The organism is Mesorhizobium sp. HAY1-8B (assembly GCF_056868045.1).
The window spans coordinates 6,095,501-6,110,902 of the sequence record NZ_CP200321.1; the positions used below are offsets into that span (position 1 = coordinate 6,095,501).

Sequence of the window (15,402 nt, forward strand, 5' to 3'; positions counted from 1 at the left end):
GCGATGACAACCCATCCGATCACGATCGACAGCGCCGGTGGCGAATACATGGAAGCCGTGCTCGTGATCGCCTGGGCGGTGAAGCCGGGCGATCCGGTCAAGGCCGGCGATCTGGTCGTCACCGTCGAGACGGCCAAGGCCGCGACCGAAATCGAAGCCGACCGCGACGGCTGGCTGGCTGACATCTTCTTCGCCGAAGGACAGGAAGCGCCGGTGGGCGCCGTGCTCGGCACGATCGCGGACGAGAAGCCGACGGCTGGCCAGCCAGCCTTGCCCGGGCCGGCTATAGCAGCCGCCACGGCAGCCAAGCCGCGCGAGCTTGTGGCTGACGAAGCCTCTTCCTCCATCCGGCAGCCCGGCAACCGCCCGATCGCCAGCCCGCTTGCCCGGCGGCTTGCCGCCGCGGCCGGGCTCGACCTTGCCGCCATTTCGGGAAGCGGGCCGCGCGGACGCATCAAGAAGCGCGACATCGATGCCACCCTTGCCGCTCGCACGAACGGACAGGATGCCACGGTCCTACGGACGCCGGCCCCGGGCCGGACATCGTCTGTTGCCGCGCCGGCGTTGGCCAGACAAGCCGTGCCGATGGTTTTCATCCATGGCTTCGGAGCGGATCGCTCCGTGTGGCGGCAGGTCGTTCCGCTGCTCGGGTCGGGAATCGAGACTATCAGCCTCGACCTGCCCGGCCACGGCAGTGAAGCCGCCACGACGGCGAGCAGCATCGAAGAGATCGCTTTCCTCCTCTCCGACCGGCTGGAGGAAATGGGCGTGGGCAACGCCCATCTCGTCGGCCATTCGCTCGGCGGCGCGGCGGCTCTCGCGCTCACCCGGCTTGGCCGCTTGGCGGTCCGCTCCGTCACGCTTCTGGCGCCCGGCGGGCTCGGCCCCGAGATCAATGCGGGTTTCCTTGCCGGGCTCGCCCGCGCCACAACCGTCCAGGCCCTGGAGCGGTGGCTGGCGGTCATGGTCGGCGACCCCTCGGCCTTGCCTGGCGGCTACGCGCAGGCCGCGCTGCGGCAGATCGAAAAGACCGGCAATCGCGACACGCTCGCTGCGATGGCCGAAAGCCTGTTCCCCGACGGCACGCAAGGCTTCGACCTTGGCAGCGCGCTCGCGGAACTCGCCGTCCCGACGCGGCTCATCTGGGGCAGGCTCGACCGCATCATCCCGGTCGCCCATGCGGCCCGCGCGCCAGGCTTCGCCGGCGTCCATCTTCTCGATGGCATCGGCCATGTCGCGCAGATTGAGGCGCCGGCGCTCACGGCCCGGCTGATAACCGAGACGGTGCGAAGCGCCGGCTGAGCCGGCGACCGCGAGAGGCAGACAGACCACGTTGACCGGCGCTGGGGCGCCGGAGCAGATGCCAGAAGGAGTGCCAAAGATGATCTTCGACCACCGCATTTATACCGCTCGCCCGAACAAGCTGTCGCATTTCCTCACTCTCTACGAGGAGGTCGGCCTGCCGATGCAGCGGCATTATCTGGGCGAGCCCTTCGGCTTCTTCCAGACGCATATCGGCGACCTCTCGCGCACCGTGCATCTGTGGAAATATGACAGCCTTGCCGACCGGGAAGAGCGGCGCGACCGCATGGAGGCCGACCCGGAATGGCAGGCCTACCGGCACAAGGTGATCGAGACCGACTATCTGCTCGACATGCGCAACCAGATCCTCAAGCCAGTTTCGTTCTTCAATCCGGGAAAATAAGATGGACCTGATTTTCTCGGCCGAGGGGCAAAGCTGGCCGCTGCGGCTCAGCGGCAATGCCGACCGCACCCGCCGTGCCTTGCTTTCGGCCCTGCCGATGCGCCTGCAACTCCATACGCCCAAGATCGCCGGCAGCCATATCTACTGGCATGCGCCTTTCGTGGAGGATGTCGAGGGCGCGACGCATGTGCTCGCCGCGACCGCCGGCGCCTTCATCTACTGGCCGGTGCGGCAGTTCCTCGAAATCACCTTCGCGCCGCTTCAGGCGGAGAATGCCGAGATCACCGTTCTCGGCCATCTTGACGCACCGGTGGAAGGCATTGCCGAGCTCGCCGCGACACTGAAGCGGGACCAGGGCCGACGCATTCTGGAAGGCACGCTGGTCCGATCGGATGGCGGCGCATCCGAGCCGCCGGCGCCGTCGCCGCTCCCGCAGGATATCATCGCCGCGCGCAAGGCGTTGTGGGCGGCTTGTCCCGCCGATATCGGCAATGTCACCGCGTCCCGCGCGATCATGCACCCGGCCGGCCCCGTCTTCACGGCGGAGTCGGAAGCGCGCGTGCTGCACGAGCTGCTATGGTGGATCCGCGCGGCGCGCGGCAGGGAGGAGGCCGTGCGGCGGCAGACGGCGGCGCTCGTGCTCAACAAGACCGGCACCCGCCTGCGCGATTTCTGTCACATGGAAGAAACGCCGGCTCTGCTTTTCCGGCTCGAGGCGGCGATGGGCGACGGCCATCCCTTCGATGCCCTGATCGACGAGGCAATCCTGGTCGCTGGCCGGATCGGCGCCTGGCTCGATCTCCTGATCCCATGGAACGACCTCAACGAGGCTTTTCGCGTCGCGCTTGATGGCAGGAAGGCCAGCTGATGGAAAGGCCGACTATCGGCATTGTCGGCTTCGGCGTGATCGGTCAGCGCTGGGCGGCATGCTTTGCCCATGCCGGCCATGCGGTTCGCGTGTTCGATCCCACGGATCGGCGCGAGACGGCATTCAGCGAGGTGTTGCCCGCCCTCATGGCCGACCTCGACGCCCTGAAGGGTCCCTCGCCGGCGCCCGGTGCGCTCCGTCTTTTCCCGACGCTCGCCGAGACGCTCGAAGGCGTCGGCTTCGTGCAGGAGAACGGCCCGGAAAACCTGGCCCTCAAGCGCCGGCTGCTCGCCGAAATCGAAGACCATGTCGGTGACGAGGTCATCATCGCGTCCTCCTCCTCGGCGCTGCTGGTGTCCGACATGCAGGCCGAATGCCGCCTGCCCGGCCGCATCGTGCTCGGTCATCCCTTCAACCCCGCGCATCTGATGCCGCTGGTCGAGATCGTCGGCGGCAAGGCGACCGATCCACAGGCGATCGCCCGGGCACGCGCCCTCTATGAGGCGATCGGCAAGAAGCCGGTGACGCTCAACCGGGAAGTGACCGGTCATATCGCCCTGCGCCTGATGGGCGCCATGTGGCGTGAGGCGATCGCGCTGGTGCGCGATGGCGTCGCCTCCGTCGAGGACGTGGATCGAGCCTTCATGTACGGGCCGGGGCCGAAATGGACGCTGCAGGGCTCGTTCATTTCCAACAGCCTCAACGCCGATGGCATCGAGGATTTCCTGCACAAATATGGCCCGACCTATCAGGCGATCTGGGACACGCTGCTCGATGCCAAGCTCGACGACGAGACGATCCGCGCGATCACGGCTTCGACGGATGCAGCCGTGGGAGAGCGCAGCCAGCGCGAACTGAAGGCGGCACGCGAGGCCGGCCTCGTCGACATTTTGAAGACGGTGGCCGAACGCGGCGCGCTTTGATCATAGCGGCTTTGGAGAGCAACCATGGATTACCGTACTGCCCTTGTCACCGGCGCCTCGAAAGGCATCGGCGCGGCGATCGTCGAGAGCCTGGTGGCGGAAGGATTGACCGTCCATGCGCTGGCGCGCGGCGATGACGCGCTGCAGGTCTTGCAGCAACGGCTCGGACCCCGCGTCAAGCCGCTTGTCGCCGATGTGCGCGACCATCAGGCGATCGCCTCGGCGCTCGGTTCGACGGAAATCGATGTGCTGGTGAACAATGCCGGCGGTCTGGCCACAGTGCGTCCCCTTCAAGAGCAGGATGCCGAGGAAACAGCCGAGGTGGTGGCCCTGAACCTCACCGCGCCGTTGCAGCTCATCCGCCTGTTGCTGCCTGGCATGATCGCGCGCAAGCGTGGCCACATCTTCAACCTGACCAGCACGGCGGCCGGCGCCGTGTTTCCAGGCACGACGACCTATGGCGCGGCCAAGGCCGGCCTTTCCCAGGCCGGCCGCATCCTGCGCTTCGATCTCGCTGGCACCGGCGTGCGGCTGACCGAGATCGCGCCCGGCCGTGTGGAAACGGATTTCTACCTGAAGGCCTTCGACGGCGACCGCGAGGGCCTGCGCAAGCGCATGTACAGCGAGCAGCGGCCGCTCGGCCCGGCCGATATCGCGGCCGTGCTTGTCGCCGCGCTGCGGATGCCAGACCATGTCGACATCGCCGAACTGACCGTCACGCCCAGCGAACAAGCCGCCGGCGGCCACACCTATCCACCAGCCCCGCAGCGGTGACCGCGCCTCAAAGAGGCCGCGCATCAGCCAGGTCGGGTCAATTTGTCGAGCACGGCCGCGCAGGCCTCCTTCCAGGCCGCCGGCACGCCGCGCGCCGAAAGAACCTGCAGCCCCCGCTCGGTGATGCCGCCCGGTGTCACCAGCTCTTCGAGCATCCGATCCATCGGCTCGCTCTTCTCCGCAATCAACCGTCCGGCCGCCACGAAGGTCATTGCCGCCAGCCGGCGTGCGATTTCCGGGTCGAGACCCCTGGCGCTTGACCAATCGGCTGTGTTGCGGATCAGATCCTGCGCCCAGCCGTACACGGCGGCGCTGACTGTCGCCACTTCGAAGTCCGTTTCGCTGGCAAGAGCGATCGAGGGGCCGAGCCGGTCAAGAACCGTCCGCGCCTGCTCGATATCGGGAAAATAGACCGTTGGACTGGAGGCAATCTCCGAAGCGGTGAACGGCATGGCGCGCACAGCGCGCGCGGGCGCGACATCGAGCCGTGACAGCAGAACCCCGGCGCAGACCGAAACCACCACCTGACCTTCGCGCCACGGCAAGCCTTGAACCGCATCCGGCGCATGGGTGGGCCGCACGGACAGAATGACGACATCGGACCGTTCGACGAGATCACGATTGTCCACCGCCAATTGAAAACCATGGTGGGCGGCCAGCGCGGCAGCCTTGCCGCGCGGTGACAGGATGAATGCCGCGGGGTCAAGCCCGGAACGCCGGAACCCGGCCAGCATGGATGCCGCCAGATGCCCGACGCCAAGAATACCGATGATCATAGTTGTCTCCCGCGCTGCAACCTGTGGCTTGCCATTCCTGTGAAGTTGGGAAAGAAAGATGCACCATAAAGTGTCGACACAGCCTGCAGACAAACCGGATTGGAACCTTCATGACCGAACGAGCCGAGACTGGCGCCGACAGCGACCCGTCCTTCGCCAACGAGGCCGAGACGCGCCGCACCGCCGACAGCAGCGAGCGCGCTTACCTCACCATCCGCAAGCTTCTGGTCGAGTTCAAGCTGAAGCCTGGCGAACGCATCAACGAGGTCCAGCTTTCGCGCAGCCTCGGCGTGTCGCGCACGCCGATCCGCGAGGCGCTGAACCGGCTTGCCTCCGAGGGCTTCGTTTCGCTCACACCCAATCGCGGTTTCTTCGTCAGGAGCCTCAGCACCGAGGGCCTGCTCGATCTCTATGAGTTGCGCTCCATCATCGAATGCGCCGCCTTCAAGCTGATGTGCGAGCGCGCGGACGACAGCGAGATCGATCGTTTGCGGCAGTATTGGGAAGCGATTGTCGATGTCTACCCGAACCAGCCTCCGGATATCATCCTGGCCGAGGACGAAGGCTTTCATCTGCTCATCGCCGAACTGTCCGGAAATCCCGAGCTCGTCGGGCAGCTCAGCTCCATCAATGCCCGCATCCGCTTCATCCGGCGCATCCAGATCGAACACCCCTCGCATGACAAGGCACAGATCACCTCCCATTCGGCCATCGTCGAAGCCGCCGTCAAGCGCGACGCCGAGAACGGCGCGAAATTGTTGCGCGAACATATCGAAATGACCGTCTCCGCCACGCAGCAAGCGCTCAAGGACGCCCTGCTCAAGGTTTTCGCGCCCGACAACGGCGCCGAGCTGAAGCGTCGCCGAAGGGCTCGCGACGCATAATCGATATCTGAGCACAAAATTGAACGCAATAGTGTCGACACTTTCTTGACGGCGCTCTCTTTGTCTGCTTCGATGGGCTTACACGGGGAAGAAGACCGGAACGGCCTCCCCTGTCGTAGTCAGCAGCTAAGGGGAACCATGATGAAAAAATCTATCGCCACACTTCTTCTCGGCGCTTCGCTTTTTGCAGCGCCGGCCATGGCCGAGCAGATCACCGTCGGAATGTCCGCGCCGCTCTCGGGCGCGCAGGCCTATTTCGGCAGCACCTGGCACAATGGCTTCAAGCTCTACGTCGACAAGCTGAACGCCGATGGCGGCGTCAATGGCGTCACCATTGCCTATGACCAGCAGGACGACAAGGCCGACCCGCGCGAGGGAACGCTCGTGGCCCAGAAATTCTGCGACAATGACAAGGTCGTGCTTGGCCTGGTGAACTTCAATTCCGGCGTCGCCCAGTCGACGCTGCCGATCTATGAAGACTGCACGCTGCCGACCATGACCTTCGGCTCCAACCCGTCTCTCACCAAGCAGGGTTACAAGTTCATGGTGCGCCCGGTGGCCAACGATCTGGCCGGGGCATTGCTGCCGGCCGAATATGCGCTGGGCAAGCTCGGCGCCAAGACAGCCGTGATCGTCAACGACAAGCAGGTCTTCGGCCAGGGCATTTCCGAAATCTTCGCCAAGAACTTCGAAGCCGGCGGGGGCAAGGTCCTCGATACCATTGCCGTGGCGCCGTCCGACGTGGACTTCACCGCCGTGCTGGCCCAGATCAAGTCCAAGAAGCCCGATGCGATCTATCTCGGCGCCGTCATGCCGCAGCTTGCGCTGTTCGCCAAGCAGATGCACGAGCAAGGCATCGCCGCCGCGCTGATGGTGCCGGACGGCGGCTACACGCCGGACCTCATCAAGCAGGCCGGCGAAGCCAATGTCCAGGGCACGCTTGTCGCGATCCAGGTGCCGCCGATGGATGCTTCGCCCGAGATCGCCGATTTCGCCAAGCTCTACAAGGCGAAGTATGGCGAGGAAGCCGGCCCGTATTCCATCTACGGCTATGTGCAGGGCCAGATCCTGGAACAGGTGCTGAAGACCACCAAGGGCCTGACGCGTGAGGACCTCAACGCGGCATTGCATGCGGTCAAGGCGAAGACGGTCGTCGGCGAGCTGGAATTCGACGAAACCGGCGAACTCAAAGTCGCCCCATCCTACCTCTACAAGGTGGAGGGAACGGGCTTCCAGCTCGTCGGTTCGAAGTAGCACCCAGACCGCCGGAGCCGCATCGCTAGGCGCGAAGCGGCTCCTTCACCTGTTGACGGGCGTGCCTGCCGCAAGTACGGGCGGCCTCGTCGACCATTCCCCTTCCCGGTTCGACCGGTCCATGGGGTTGCAGGCACAGGACGCCGGCCCATGCTGGGAAACCTTATCCAACAAACGGTAAATGCCCTGACCATCGGCTCGATCTACGCCCTGATCGCGCTCGGCTACACCATGGTCTATGGCGTGTTGCGCATGATCAACTTCGCCCATGGCGAGATGTTCATGCTTGGCGCCTATGTCGCGTTTCTGGCGCTCAGCCTGCTGGTCGGCGATGTCGGGGTGTCGGGCGCGCTGGCGCTTACCGCGGCCTTTCTCGTGGCGATCTTCCTCGTCGGCCTCATCGGCGTCGGCATTGAAAGGGTCGCCTACAAACCGCTGAGAAGCTCCACCCGGCTCGCGCCGATGCTCTCCTCGCTCGGCGTCTCATTGTCGCTCGTCACCGGGGTGCAGATCCTGGCCGGCCCACAGCCGGTCGCCTTTCCGAGCTTCTTCCCCGTCGTCCGCTATCAGGTGATGGGCGGCACCATCACCTTGATGCAGATCGGCATCCTGATCGCCGCCTTCGTGCTGATGTTCGGCCTGCATGTCCTGGTCAACCGGAGCCGTATCGGCATCATCGTGCGCGCCGTGTCGGAAAGCCGCCCGACCGCGCAGCTGCTGGGCATCAACGTCAACGGCGCCATCTCGATGGTGTTCTTCGTCGGGCCGCTTCTGGGTGCTGCCGGCGGCATCCTCTATTCCAGCTATTATGGCATCATGTCGCCCAGCATGGGCGCCGTCATCGGGCTGAAGGCCTTCACCGCGGCCATCCTCGGCGGCATCGGCTCGATCCCTGGCGCCATGCTTGGCGCCTTCATCCTGGCTTTCATCGAAGTGTGGGGAACCGCGCTGCTGCCCATCGTCACAAACGGCGTGCTCGGCACCGAGTATCGCGACGTTCTCGCCTTTGCGATCCTCATACTCGTGCTCCTGGTCCGTCCCGCCGGCATACTCGGCGAGGCCGTCTCCGAGGAAAGCATCGTGTACAAGAGGGAATTCTGATGGCCGCCGCCGACACCCTCGCAACCGCCCGGCCGAGTGCGAACCGGACCATCTCCTGGCTCGTCTTAGCCATCGCGATCGCGCTGATCGTGGCCACGCCCTTCCTGCCCAACTACCATGTCCGTGTCCTCAACAGCCTGCTGATCTACATCCTGCTCGGCATCGGCCTGAACATCGTGATCGGCTATACCGGGCTGCTGGACCTCGGCTTCGTCGCCTTCTACGCGGTCGGCGCCTATAGCTATGGGCTGCTGGCAAGCCCCCAGCTCGGCCTGCATATGCCGTTCCTGCTCATCCTGCTCGTCGCCGCCTGCCTTGGCGCGTTCACCGGCATATTGCTCGGCATTCCGGTGTTGCGATTGCGCGGCGACTATCTGGCCATCGTCACACTTGGCTTCGGCGAGATCATCCGCATCATCATCAACAATCTCGACTGGCTGACCGGAGGGCCGCAAGGCATTGCCCGCCTGGACAAGGCCTCGATCCTTGGCATCCAGATCGCCCGGCCGATCGACTTCTTCTGGCTGCTGCTGATCACCGTGCTGATCGTCGGCACCGTGGTCTGGCGGCTGGAGCGTTCCATCCTCGGCAAGGCGTGGGCAGCGATCCGCGAGGACCAGGACGCCGCGCGCGGCATCGGCATCAACACCACCAATGCCAAGCTTGCCGCTTTCGCCACCTCGGCCACGATCGGCTCCATAGCCGGCGCGATCTTCGCCGCATCGCAGCGTTTCGTCAGCCCGGAAAGTTTCACGCTGCAGGAATCGGTGCTGATCGTGCTGATGATCGTGGTCGGCGGCATCGGCAACATCTTCGGCATCGTCGCCGGCGCGGCAATCCTGATCCTGCTGCCGGAGCTGCTGCGCGAATTCGCCGAATGGCGCATCCTCTTCCTCGGTCTTTTGATGATCTCTCTGATCATCGCGCGCCCGGCCGGCATCGTGCCGCGCAGCTTCGGGCCGGAGAAACTGATCCGGGGGCTTTTCGGAAAATGACGCTGGTCTTTCAGAGCCTTCGCAAGGTGTATGGCGAGGTCGTCGCCATCGACGACGTGTCGACCGCCTTCGCCCCCGGCATGATCCACGGCGTGATCGGACCGAACGGCGCCGGCAAGTCGACGCTGATCAACATGACGGCGGGTTCCTACACGGTTTCCTCCGGCTCGATCACGCTCGACGGCAAGCGTCTCGACAAGCTCAAGAAATACCAGATCGCCAATTCGGGAATTGCCCGTACCTATCAGAACATCCGGCTCTTCGACCAGATGTCGGCCATCGAAAACCTCGAGGTCTGTTTCTATCCCGCCGAGGTTGCGGCCGCCTGGAGGGAAGTGATCTGGCCACCCTATGCCAACGCCCAGCGCCGGCGCCGGCGTGAAAAATGCATGGAAATCCTGCGGTTTTTTGATCTTCAGTCCTATGCCGACGTCGATGCCGGGGGCCTGCCCTATGGCCGGCAACGCATGCTGGAAATCGCCCGCGCCTTGGTCGCCAATCCGCGCGTCCTGCTGCTCGACGAGCCCGCCGCCGGATTGAACCACCACGAGACGGCGGAGCTGACGGCAAAACTCACCGCGTTGCGTTCGCCCGACCGGATCATGATCGTCGTCGAGCACGACATGGATCTCGTCATGACGCTCTGCGACAGCATCATCGTCATGCATCACGGAAAACTGCTCTTCCGGGGCACGCCCGCCGAGGTGCAGGCAAGCACCGACGTCCAACTCGCCTATCTGGGAACCGCCAATGACATCGACGACATCCGAGCCGCTGCTCAGGATCGCCGGGCTCAGCTCGGGATACGGGCGCGTCGGCGTTCTTGAGGACATCAGCATTGACGTCGATCCGCACGAGATCGTCGTCATCCTGGGTCCCAACGGCGCCGGCAAGACGACGCTGCTCAACTCGATCTCCGGCGTTGCGCGGCCCACCGCCGGCAGCATCGCGTTCGAGGGCCGTGACATCACCGGGATGCGCCCCGAACAGGTCGTGCGTCTCGGCATCACCCACTGCCCGGAAGGCCGGCAGATCTTCCAGCGCCTGACGGTGGAGGAAAACATGGTCGCGGCCCATATCGGTCGCGGCGGGAAGAGTTTCGAGGCGTTGCGCGCCGAGGTGTTCGAGCTGTTTCCGGTGCTCAAGGAACGGCGCAACGGCATGGCAAGCCGCATGTCCGGCGGCCAGCAGCAGATGCTGGCGATCGGCCGCGCGCTGATGGCCGAGCCGAAGCTTCTGATGCTGGACGAACCGTCTCTCGGTCTCGCCCCGAAGATCGTCCACCAGATCTTCCGCATCATCCTCGACCTGTCGCGCAACGGCATTTCGATCCTGCTCGTCGAGCAGAACGTTCAGCTGGCGCTCGAATGCGGCGACTACGCCTACCTGCTCAACACCGGCAAGGTGAAGCTGCACGGCCCGGCGCAGGAAATGGCCGCGCATTCGGCCCTGAGGGAACACTATCTCGGCGGCGCCAGCGAGGACGTCCTTCATGTTTGAGGTCGACTGGAAGACGCCGCATCTGTGGCGCAAGACCGCGAACAGGCGCCCAGCCGCACCGGCACTGCAAGGCGAGCTGAAGACGGACGTGCTGGTGGTCGGCGGCGGCTTCACCGGCATGGCCGCGGCACTCGGCGCGCGCGACAGCGGCGTCAACGTCATCCTGCTCGAGAGCAACGAGATCGGATCGGCGGCGTCGGGCCGCAACAACGGCCTTGTCATCTCCCACCATTCCAAGGCCTCGCCGGCGGAGTTCGAGGCGGTCTACGGCAAGACGATCGGTGAACGCTACAATCGGATGGTTGCGGATGCGGCGGGCGTCGCCTTCGGCCTGATGCAGCGCTTCAACATCGACGCCCACCAGGTTCAGGAAGGCTGGATCCAACCCGCGCACACCGAGGCCACGCTTGCCCGCGCGCGCCAGTTCTACGAGGAGTGGAAAGCCTTCGGCGCCAATGTCTCCTGGCTTGACCGGGCCGAGGCCACCGCGCGCATCGGCAGCCCCTATCTCGGCGGCTGGATGGTGCACAATTCCGGCCACATCAATCCGTTCGCCATGACCATTGGCCTTGCCGGCGCCCTTGAGCGCGAAGGCGTGACCATCTTCGAGAACTCCCCGGCGTCTCGCATCGAGAAGGTGGAAGGCGGCTGGCGCGTCCTCACCGCAACGGGAAGCGTCACGGCGCCAGAAGTGGTACTTGCCACGAATGCGCTTACCGGCGACCTCTGGCCTGGGCTGAAGAAGACACTGATGCCGTTCAAGGTCTTCCAGGCCGCGACAAACCCGCTGCCGGAAGGCTTGCGCACCAGGATCCTTGTCGGCAACCCCGCAGTGTCCGACATGCGCAACGACATCCGCTATTTCCACTACGACGTCGACGGCCGGCTGGTGAGCGGCGGCACGCATACATTCTGGTTCGACGAGGCCGACCGCGGTCGCGCCAAGGTCTCGAGCATGCTGGGCAAGGCTTTTCACGCATTCGGCGGCGAACCGGCGATCGTGGAATACTGGCATGGCACCTTTGCCGTGGTGCCTGATCGCAGGCCTCGCCTCTATCGCCTGGCGCCCGGCCTCGTGTTTGGCGGCGTCTATTCCGGCCGCGGCGTGGCACTGGCAATGTCGCTTGGCCAGGAAATCGGCCGCTGGGCAGCAGGCCGGCGCCGGGACGAGCAGATGCCTTTGCCGGTCACCAACATGAAACCGGTTCCGTTCCATCCGGTCGCCGTGCAGGTCGCCAACCGCATGCACATCTGGAACCGTTTCAAGGATCGAAGCTCTTGATGCCATTGTAGGCCAAGGACGCTGAGTTCGTGTGCCGGCGGCTTGATGGTCCAGCCATGGTGTTGCCTTGGCACTTCCTGCCATTGACGCGGCAGTCTCGCGAAGCCCATCAGGATTTGAACGAAGCACGACCTTTGGTGGATGCAGCAGGCGACTTGTTGGCGGCATCGCGAGATCGGCGTTGAAGCTGCCGAGACCTTTTTCCTGTGATGTCTGCCCACCTGATTCCGGCCGGCCGAAATAAGTGCGGAGATTGGGCCGCAGCCTTTGAGTGACAGTTTTGCGGCTCGAAGCAAAGCCGCCTTCTTGCACACTATTTTACGCCGCAGCTCTCCAACACGCCGGGAGACGAGGGCAGCACAATCAGACGCAAGCCGGATAGCGGCTCACACGGCGTCCTGTTGGTAGTCCGTACTTTCGCGCAATAGGTCGAGCACCTGCTCGTGGGTCAGCAATCCCTGCTCGATGGCGAGATCGATGAAAGGCCGCTGGTCCGTAGCCGACGAGTGCACCAGCTTCGATACCTTTGTGTAACCAAGCTTCGGAACAAAGACGGTCGCGAGGGCTGCGGAGGACATCAGGTTCTTCAGGCATTGGTCACGGTCGACCTCGATGCCGGCGACACAGCGATCCGCGAAGATACGCGTCGATTTCGCAAGGAGGTCAATGGAATCAAAGAGGCGCGATGCAATGACAGGCTCAAAGTGATTGATCTCGAGCTGCCCCTGGAGCGATGCCAGCGACACCACGGCGTCGTTACCCACCACGGCGAACGCGACCTGCTGCATCATCATAGGCAGCACCGGGTTGATCTTGCCAGGCATGATCGAGGAACCGGGCTGCGCCGAGGGAAGCCGCAGTTCTCCCGTGCCCCCGTCCAAAGCCGAGGAGAGTATGATGAGGTCCGAAGCGATTTTTCCGATCACCTCGGCGCAGATGCGAATTTCGGAGGAGATCCTTGCAAAGCCATCGGCGTTCTGCATGGCGTCGAACATGTTCTCGCCCGGGCGAACGTCGGCGCCAACGATCTCACGCAGATGGCTGTAGATCGCGCTGCGGTAGCCGGGCGCCGAGCCAAGCCCGGTGCCGATGGCTGTTCCGCCGAGGGGTAAGGTCAGCATCTCGTCACGGGCGCCGAGCAGCTTCGCGATGAGTCGGCGGATAGCCGCTGCATAACCGCCGAAAGCCTGGCCAAGGCGCATAGGTTGCGCCGCCTGCATGCAGGTCCGGCCGAGTCTCAGCACATCCTTGAACGCTTCGGCGCGGTCGTCCAGCGCGTCCGCGAGATGCGCCAGGACGTCTATGAGCCTGCCGGACTTTTCATGGACCGCGAGCTTTATGGCCGACGGTACGACGTCATTGGTCGACTGGCCGGCATTGACATGATCGTTCGGATGCACGCGGTCGTAATGACCGGGCGCATCGCCCAACAGTTGCAGCGCCCTGTTTGCGACGACCTCGTTGATGTTCATGTTGATTGATGTGCCGCCGGACCCCTCCAGCAAGTCGACGATGAATTGATCGGCGTGCAGCCCGTTCGCGACTTCGATCGATGCTGCGATGATCGCATCGGCGATGTCGGGTCGCAGTACGCCGACATCGCGGTTGGCAGCCGCAGCGGCGTGCTTGATCTGCGCGAGCGCGGTCAGCAATTCCGGCGCATCGCCCAGCTTGCGGGAGGAGATGTCGAAATTGTGATGCGCGCGCATGGTGGCCGCGCCGTAAAGCGCGTCCTCAGGCAATTGTCGCGGCCCAAGGCTATCGGTGTCTATGCGGGTGGCCGGCATTCTGCGTCCAGTTGAAGAATGCAAAAACTCTCCGCCGGTTTGGCGGAAGCCACGGGATTCAAGGGGTTTCACTGATTTTCTTATTCCAGCCTGCCGTCGTGCTGGCTCGTTGCAAGCCGTTGGTCGAGCATGCCCCTGGAGGATTCCCGTTGGATCTCTTCGAAGATCCGTATCCAGCTGCGAATCCCTTTGCGAAGACGCCGAGTATCGTAACGTTCGTCTGGAGCATGGATGGCGTCGCCCGGCAATATGAAGCCGATGACGACGCATTCCGCATCGAGAACCTCGCTGAGTTGTTGCACCAGCGGTATCGCTCCGCCCGTTCCTCTCAGAATGGCAGGACTTTCCCACTCCTGTTCCAGTCCGCGCGCGGCGGCAGCGAGAAACGGACTGTCCTGCGACAGGACTACCGCCGAACTGCCTCCCGCCCCTTCGAATTCCACAGTGCAACCCCTGGGAAGCTCTGATTTGACATAAGCTCTGAATCCGGCGCGGACCTTTTCCGGTTGTTGTCCGCATACGAGCCGGAACGAAAGACGGGCTGTTGCGCTTCCTGGCAGGACCGACCGTTCGGCCGGCCCCTGGTTTCCACCGGTGATGCCGTTGATGTCGACAGTAGGACGTCCCCACATCGCTTCCAGCGTGGAGTATCCTTTTTCCGTTACGCCGCCGCTCAGGTCGACCTCTTCGAACCGGCCGGCGTCCTGCGCCAGCTGCCGCCATCGTTGGCGCAGCCTATCCGGGATTTCGGACACGTCGTCATAGAAGCCCCCGATGGTCACTCGCCCGGCTTCGTCATGAATGCCGGCCAGAATGTCGCTCAATATGCGGATGGGATTGGCGGCCACGGCGCCATAGTGACCTGAGTGAAGGTCGGGATTGGGAGCAAAGATCGTCACCCGCTCGTGGACCAGCCCTTTGAGCTGAGTCGTGATCGCGGGCTGTGTCGGTGACCACATCTCGGCATCGCAGATAAATGCGACGTCGCATCGAAGATCATGTCGATGCGCGTCGATGAATTCCGGCAGGCTCGGCGAGCCTGCCTCCTCTTCTCCCTCCAGCATCACGACGATATCTGCCGGAAAGCTGCCCCGGGCGGCCCTCCATGCGCGCAGCGCCTCAATGACGGTCCAGAACTGGCTTTTGCTGTCGGACGCGCCGCGGCCGTAGAAATTGTGGATGCCATCTTCCTCCATCACGCGTGGCTCGAAGGGAGGATGTTGCCACTGGTTCAGATCGCCGACAGGCTGCACATCGTAGTGTCCGTAAAACAGCAGCCTCGGATGTCTGGTCCGCTGGCCCGCCGAAGAATGGGCAAGGACAACGGGATGCCCCTTCGTCTCGATGATCTCCACGGAAAGCCCCATGGCCGACAACTCCCGCTTGAGCCACTCGGCCGCGCGGACGATACCTGCCAGCCCCGAAGCCTCGCTCGAAATCGACGGGATAGAAATCAACTCCAAGAGTTTGCGCACCGAGACGTCGAAATTGTCATCGACGGTACGAAACGTACTTTGCAAATTCGGCATGCGTGATCACCTGATGATTATTTG

15 protein-coding genes are annotated in these 15,402 nt (G+C 63.9%); 12 read left to right on the forward strand and 3 right to left on the reverse strand.

All coding sequences use genetic code 11. From position 1 onward, the window contains the following. The first annotated feature begins 3 nt into the window (after positions 1–3). The 5 genes from AC1VON_RS29250 (at position 4) to AC1VON_RS29270 (ending at position 4,270) form a co-directional block, all read left to right on the forward strand. On the forward strand, positions 4–1,302 hold the full coding sequence (locus AC1VON_RS29250) for an alpha/beta fold hydrolase (protein ID WP_483125767.1): 1,299 nt from the start codon (positions 4–6) through the stop codon (positions 1,300–1,302). Between the two features lie 79 nt (positions 1,303–1,381). Beyond that, positions 1,382–1,705 carry an NIPSNAP family protein gene (locus tag AC1VON_RS29255; protein ID WP_483125768.1) on the forward strand — a complete coding sequence of 108 codons (324 nt, stop codon included), beginning with the start codon at positions 1,382–1,384 and terminating at the stop codon, positions 1,703–1,705. A gap of 1 nt (position 1,706) precedes the next feature. Further along, positions 1,707–2,573 (forward strand): hypothetical protein, encoded by an 867-nt coding sequence (locus AC1VON_RS29260; RefSeq protein ID WP_172349170.1) that lies wholly within the window; start codon positions 1,707–1,709, stop codon positions 2,571–2,573. After that, positions 2,573–3,496, forward strand: a complete 924-nt coding sequence (locus tag AC1VON_RS29265) for a 3-hydroxyacyl-CoA dehydrogenase NAD-binding domain-containing protein (RefSeq protein ID WP_483125769.1) — start codon at positions 2,573–2,575, stop codon at positions 3,494–3,496. Before AC1VON_RS29260 ends, AC1VON_RS29265 begins: the two co-directional genes overlap by 1 nt. 24 nt (positions 3,497–3,520) lie before the next feature. Continuing rightward, positions 3,521–4,270, forward strand: a complete 750-nt coding sequence (locus AC1VON_RS29270) for an SDR family oxidoreductase (RefSeq protein WP_483125770.1) — start codon at positions 3,521–3,523, stop codon at positions 4,268–4,270. Between the two features lie 23 nt (positions 4,271–4,293). On the opposite strand, the gene AC1VON_RS29275 is transcribed toward AC1VON_RS29270, so the two are convergent. Beyond that, positions 4,294–5,046: a pyrroline-5-carboxylate reductase family protein gene (locus AC1VON_RS29275; protein ID WP_483125771.1), complete on the reverse strand. Its 753-nt coding sequence runs from the start codon at positions 5,044–5,046 to the stop codon at positions 4,294–4,296. A 110-nt stretch (positions 5,047–5,156) separates the two neighbouring features. Between AC1VON_RS29275 and AC1VON_RS29280 the strand changes: the two genes are divergently transcribed. The 7 genes from AC1VON_RS29280 to AC1VON_RS29310 all read left to right on the forward strand — a co-directional run bounded on the left by AC1VON_RS29280 (position 5,157) and on the right by AC1VON_RS29310 (position 12,062). Then, positions 5,157–5,930 (forward strand): GntR family transcriptional regulator, encoded by a 774-nt coding sequence (locus AC1VON_RS29280; protein ID WP_172349166.1) that lies wholly within the window; start codon positions 5,157–5,159, stop codon positions 5,928–5,930. Between the two features lie 141 nt (positions 5,931–6,071). Continuing rightward, the gene (locus AC1VON_RS29285; RefSeq protein WP_172349165.1) at positions 6,072–7,184 is read left to right on the forward strand and encodes a branched-chain amino acid ABC transporter substrate-binding protein; all 1,113 of its coding nucleotides are present in this window, start codon (positions 6,072–6,074) and stop codon (positions 7,182–7,184) included. Positions 7,185–7,334: 150 nt separating this feature from the next. Further along, positions 7,335–8,285, forward strand: coding sequence for a branched-chain amino acid ABC transporter permease (locus AC1VON_RS29290; RefSeq protein ID WP_246740932.1), 951 nt, complete (start codon positions 7,335–7,337; stop codon positions 8,283–8,285). Further along, positions 8,285–9,280 carry a branched-chain amino acid ABC transporter permease gene (locus AC1VON_RS29295; protein WP_483125772.1) on the forward strand — a complete coding sequence of 332 codons (996 nt, stop codon included), beginning with the start codon at positions 8,285–8,287 and terminating at the stop codon, positions 9,278–9,280. The genes AC1VON_RS29290 and AC1VON_RS29295 overlap by 1 nt, the downstream gene beginning before the upstream one ends. Then, a complete protein-coding gene (locus AC1VON_RS29300) occupies positions 9,277–10,107 on the forward strand; it encodes an ABC transporter ATP-binding protein (RefSeq protein WP_483125773.1) in 831 nt (276 codons plus the stop codon). The genes AC1VON_RS29295 and AC1VON_RS29300 overlap by 4 nt, the downstream gene beginning before the upstream one ends. After that, the gene (locus tag AC1VON_RS29305; protein ID WP_140774345.1) at positions 10,031–10,780 is read left to right on the forward strand and encodes an ABC transporter ATP-binding protein; all 750 of its coding nucleotides are present in this window, start codon (positions 10,031–10,033) and stop codon (positions 10,778–10,780) included. The genes AC1VON_RS29300 and AC1VON_RS29305 overlap by 77 nt, the downstream gene beginning before the upstream one ends. Beyond that, a complete protein-coding gene (locus AC1VON_RS29310) occupies positions 10,773–12,062 on the forward strand; it encodes an NAD(P)/FAD-dependent oxidoreductase (RefSeq protein ID WP_483125774.1) in 1,290 nt (429 codons plus the stop codon). Before AC1VON_RS29305 ends, AC1VON_RS29310 begins: the two co-directional genes overlap by 8 nt. Before the next feature lie 386 nt (positions 12,063–12,448). Here the strand turns inward: AC1VON_RS29310 and AC1VON_RS29315 are convergent, their stop codons facing one another. Both AC1VON_RS29315 and AC1VON_RS29320 read right to left on the reverse strand, forming a co-directional pair. After that, the gene (locus tag AC1VON_RS29315; protein WP_483125775.1) at positions 12,449–13,849 is read right to left on the reverse strand and encodes an aspartate ammonia-lyase; all 1,401 of its coding nucleotides are present in this window, start codon (positions 13,847–13,849) and stop codon (positions 12,449–12,451) included. An 80-nt stretch (positions 13,850–13,929) separates the two neighbouring features. After that, positions 13,930–15,378: a M20/M25/M40 family metallo-hydrolase gene (locus AC1VON_RS29320; RefSeq protein ID WP_483125776.1), complete on the reverse strand. Its 1,449-nt coding sequence runs from the start codon at positions 15,376–15,378 to the stop codon at positions 13,930–13,932. Positions 15,379–15,402 lie beyond the last annotated feature (24 nt).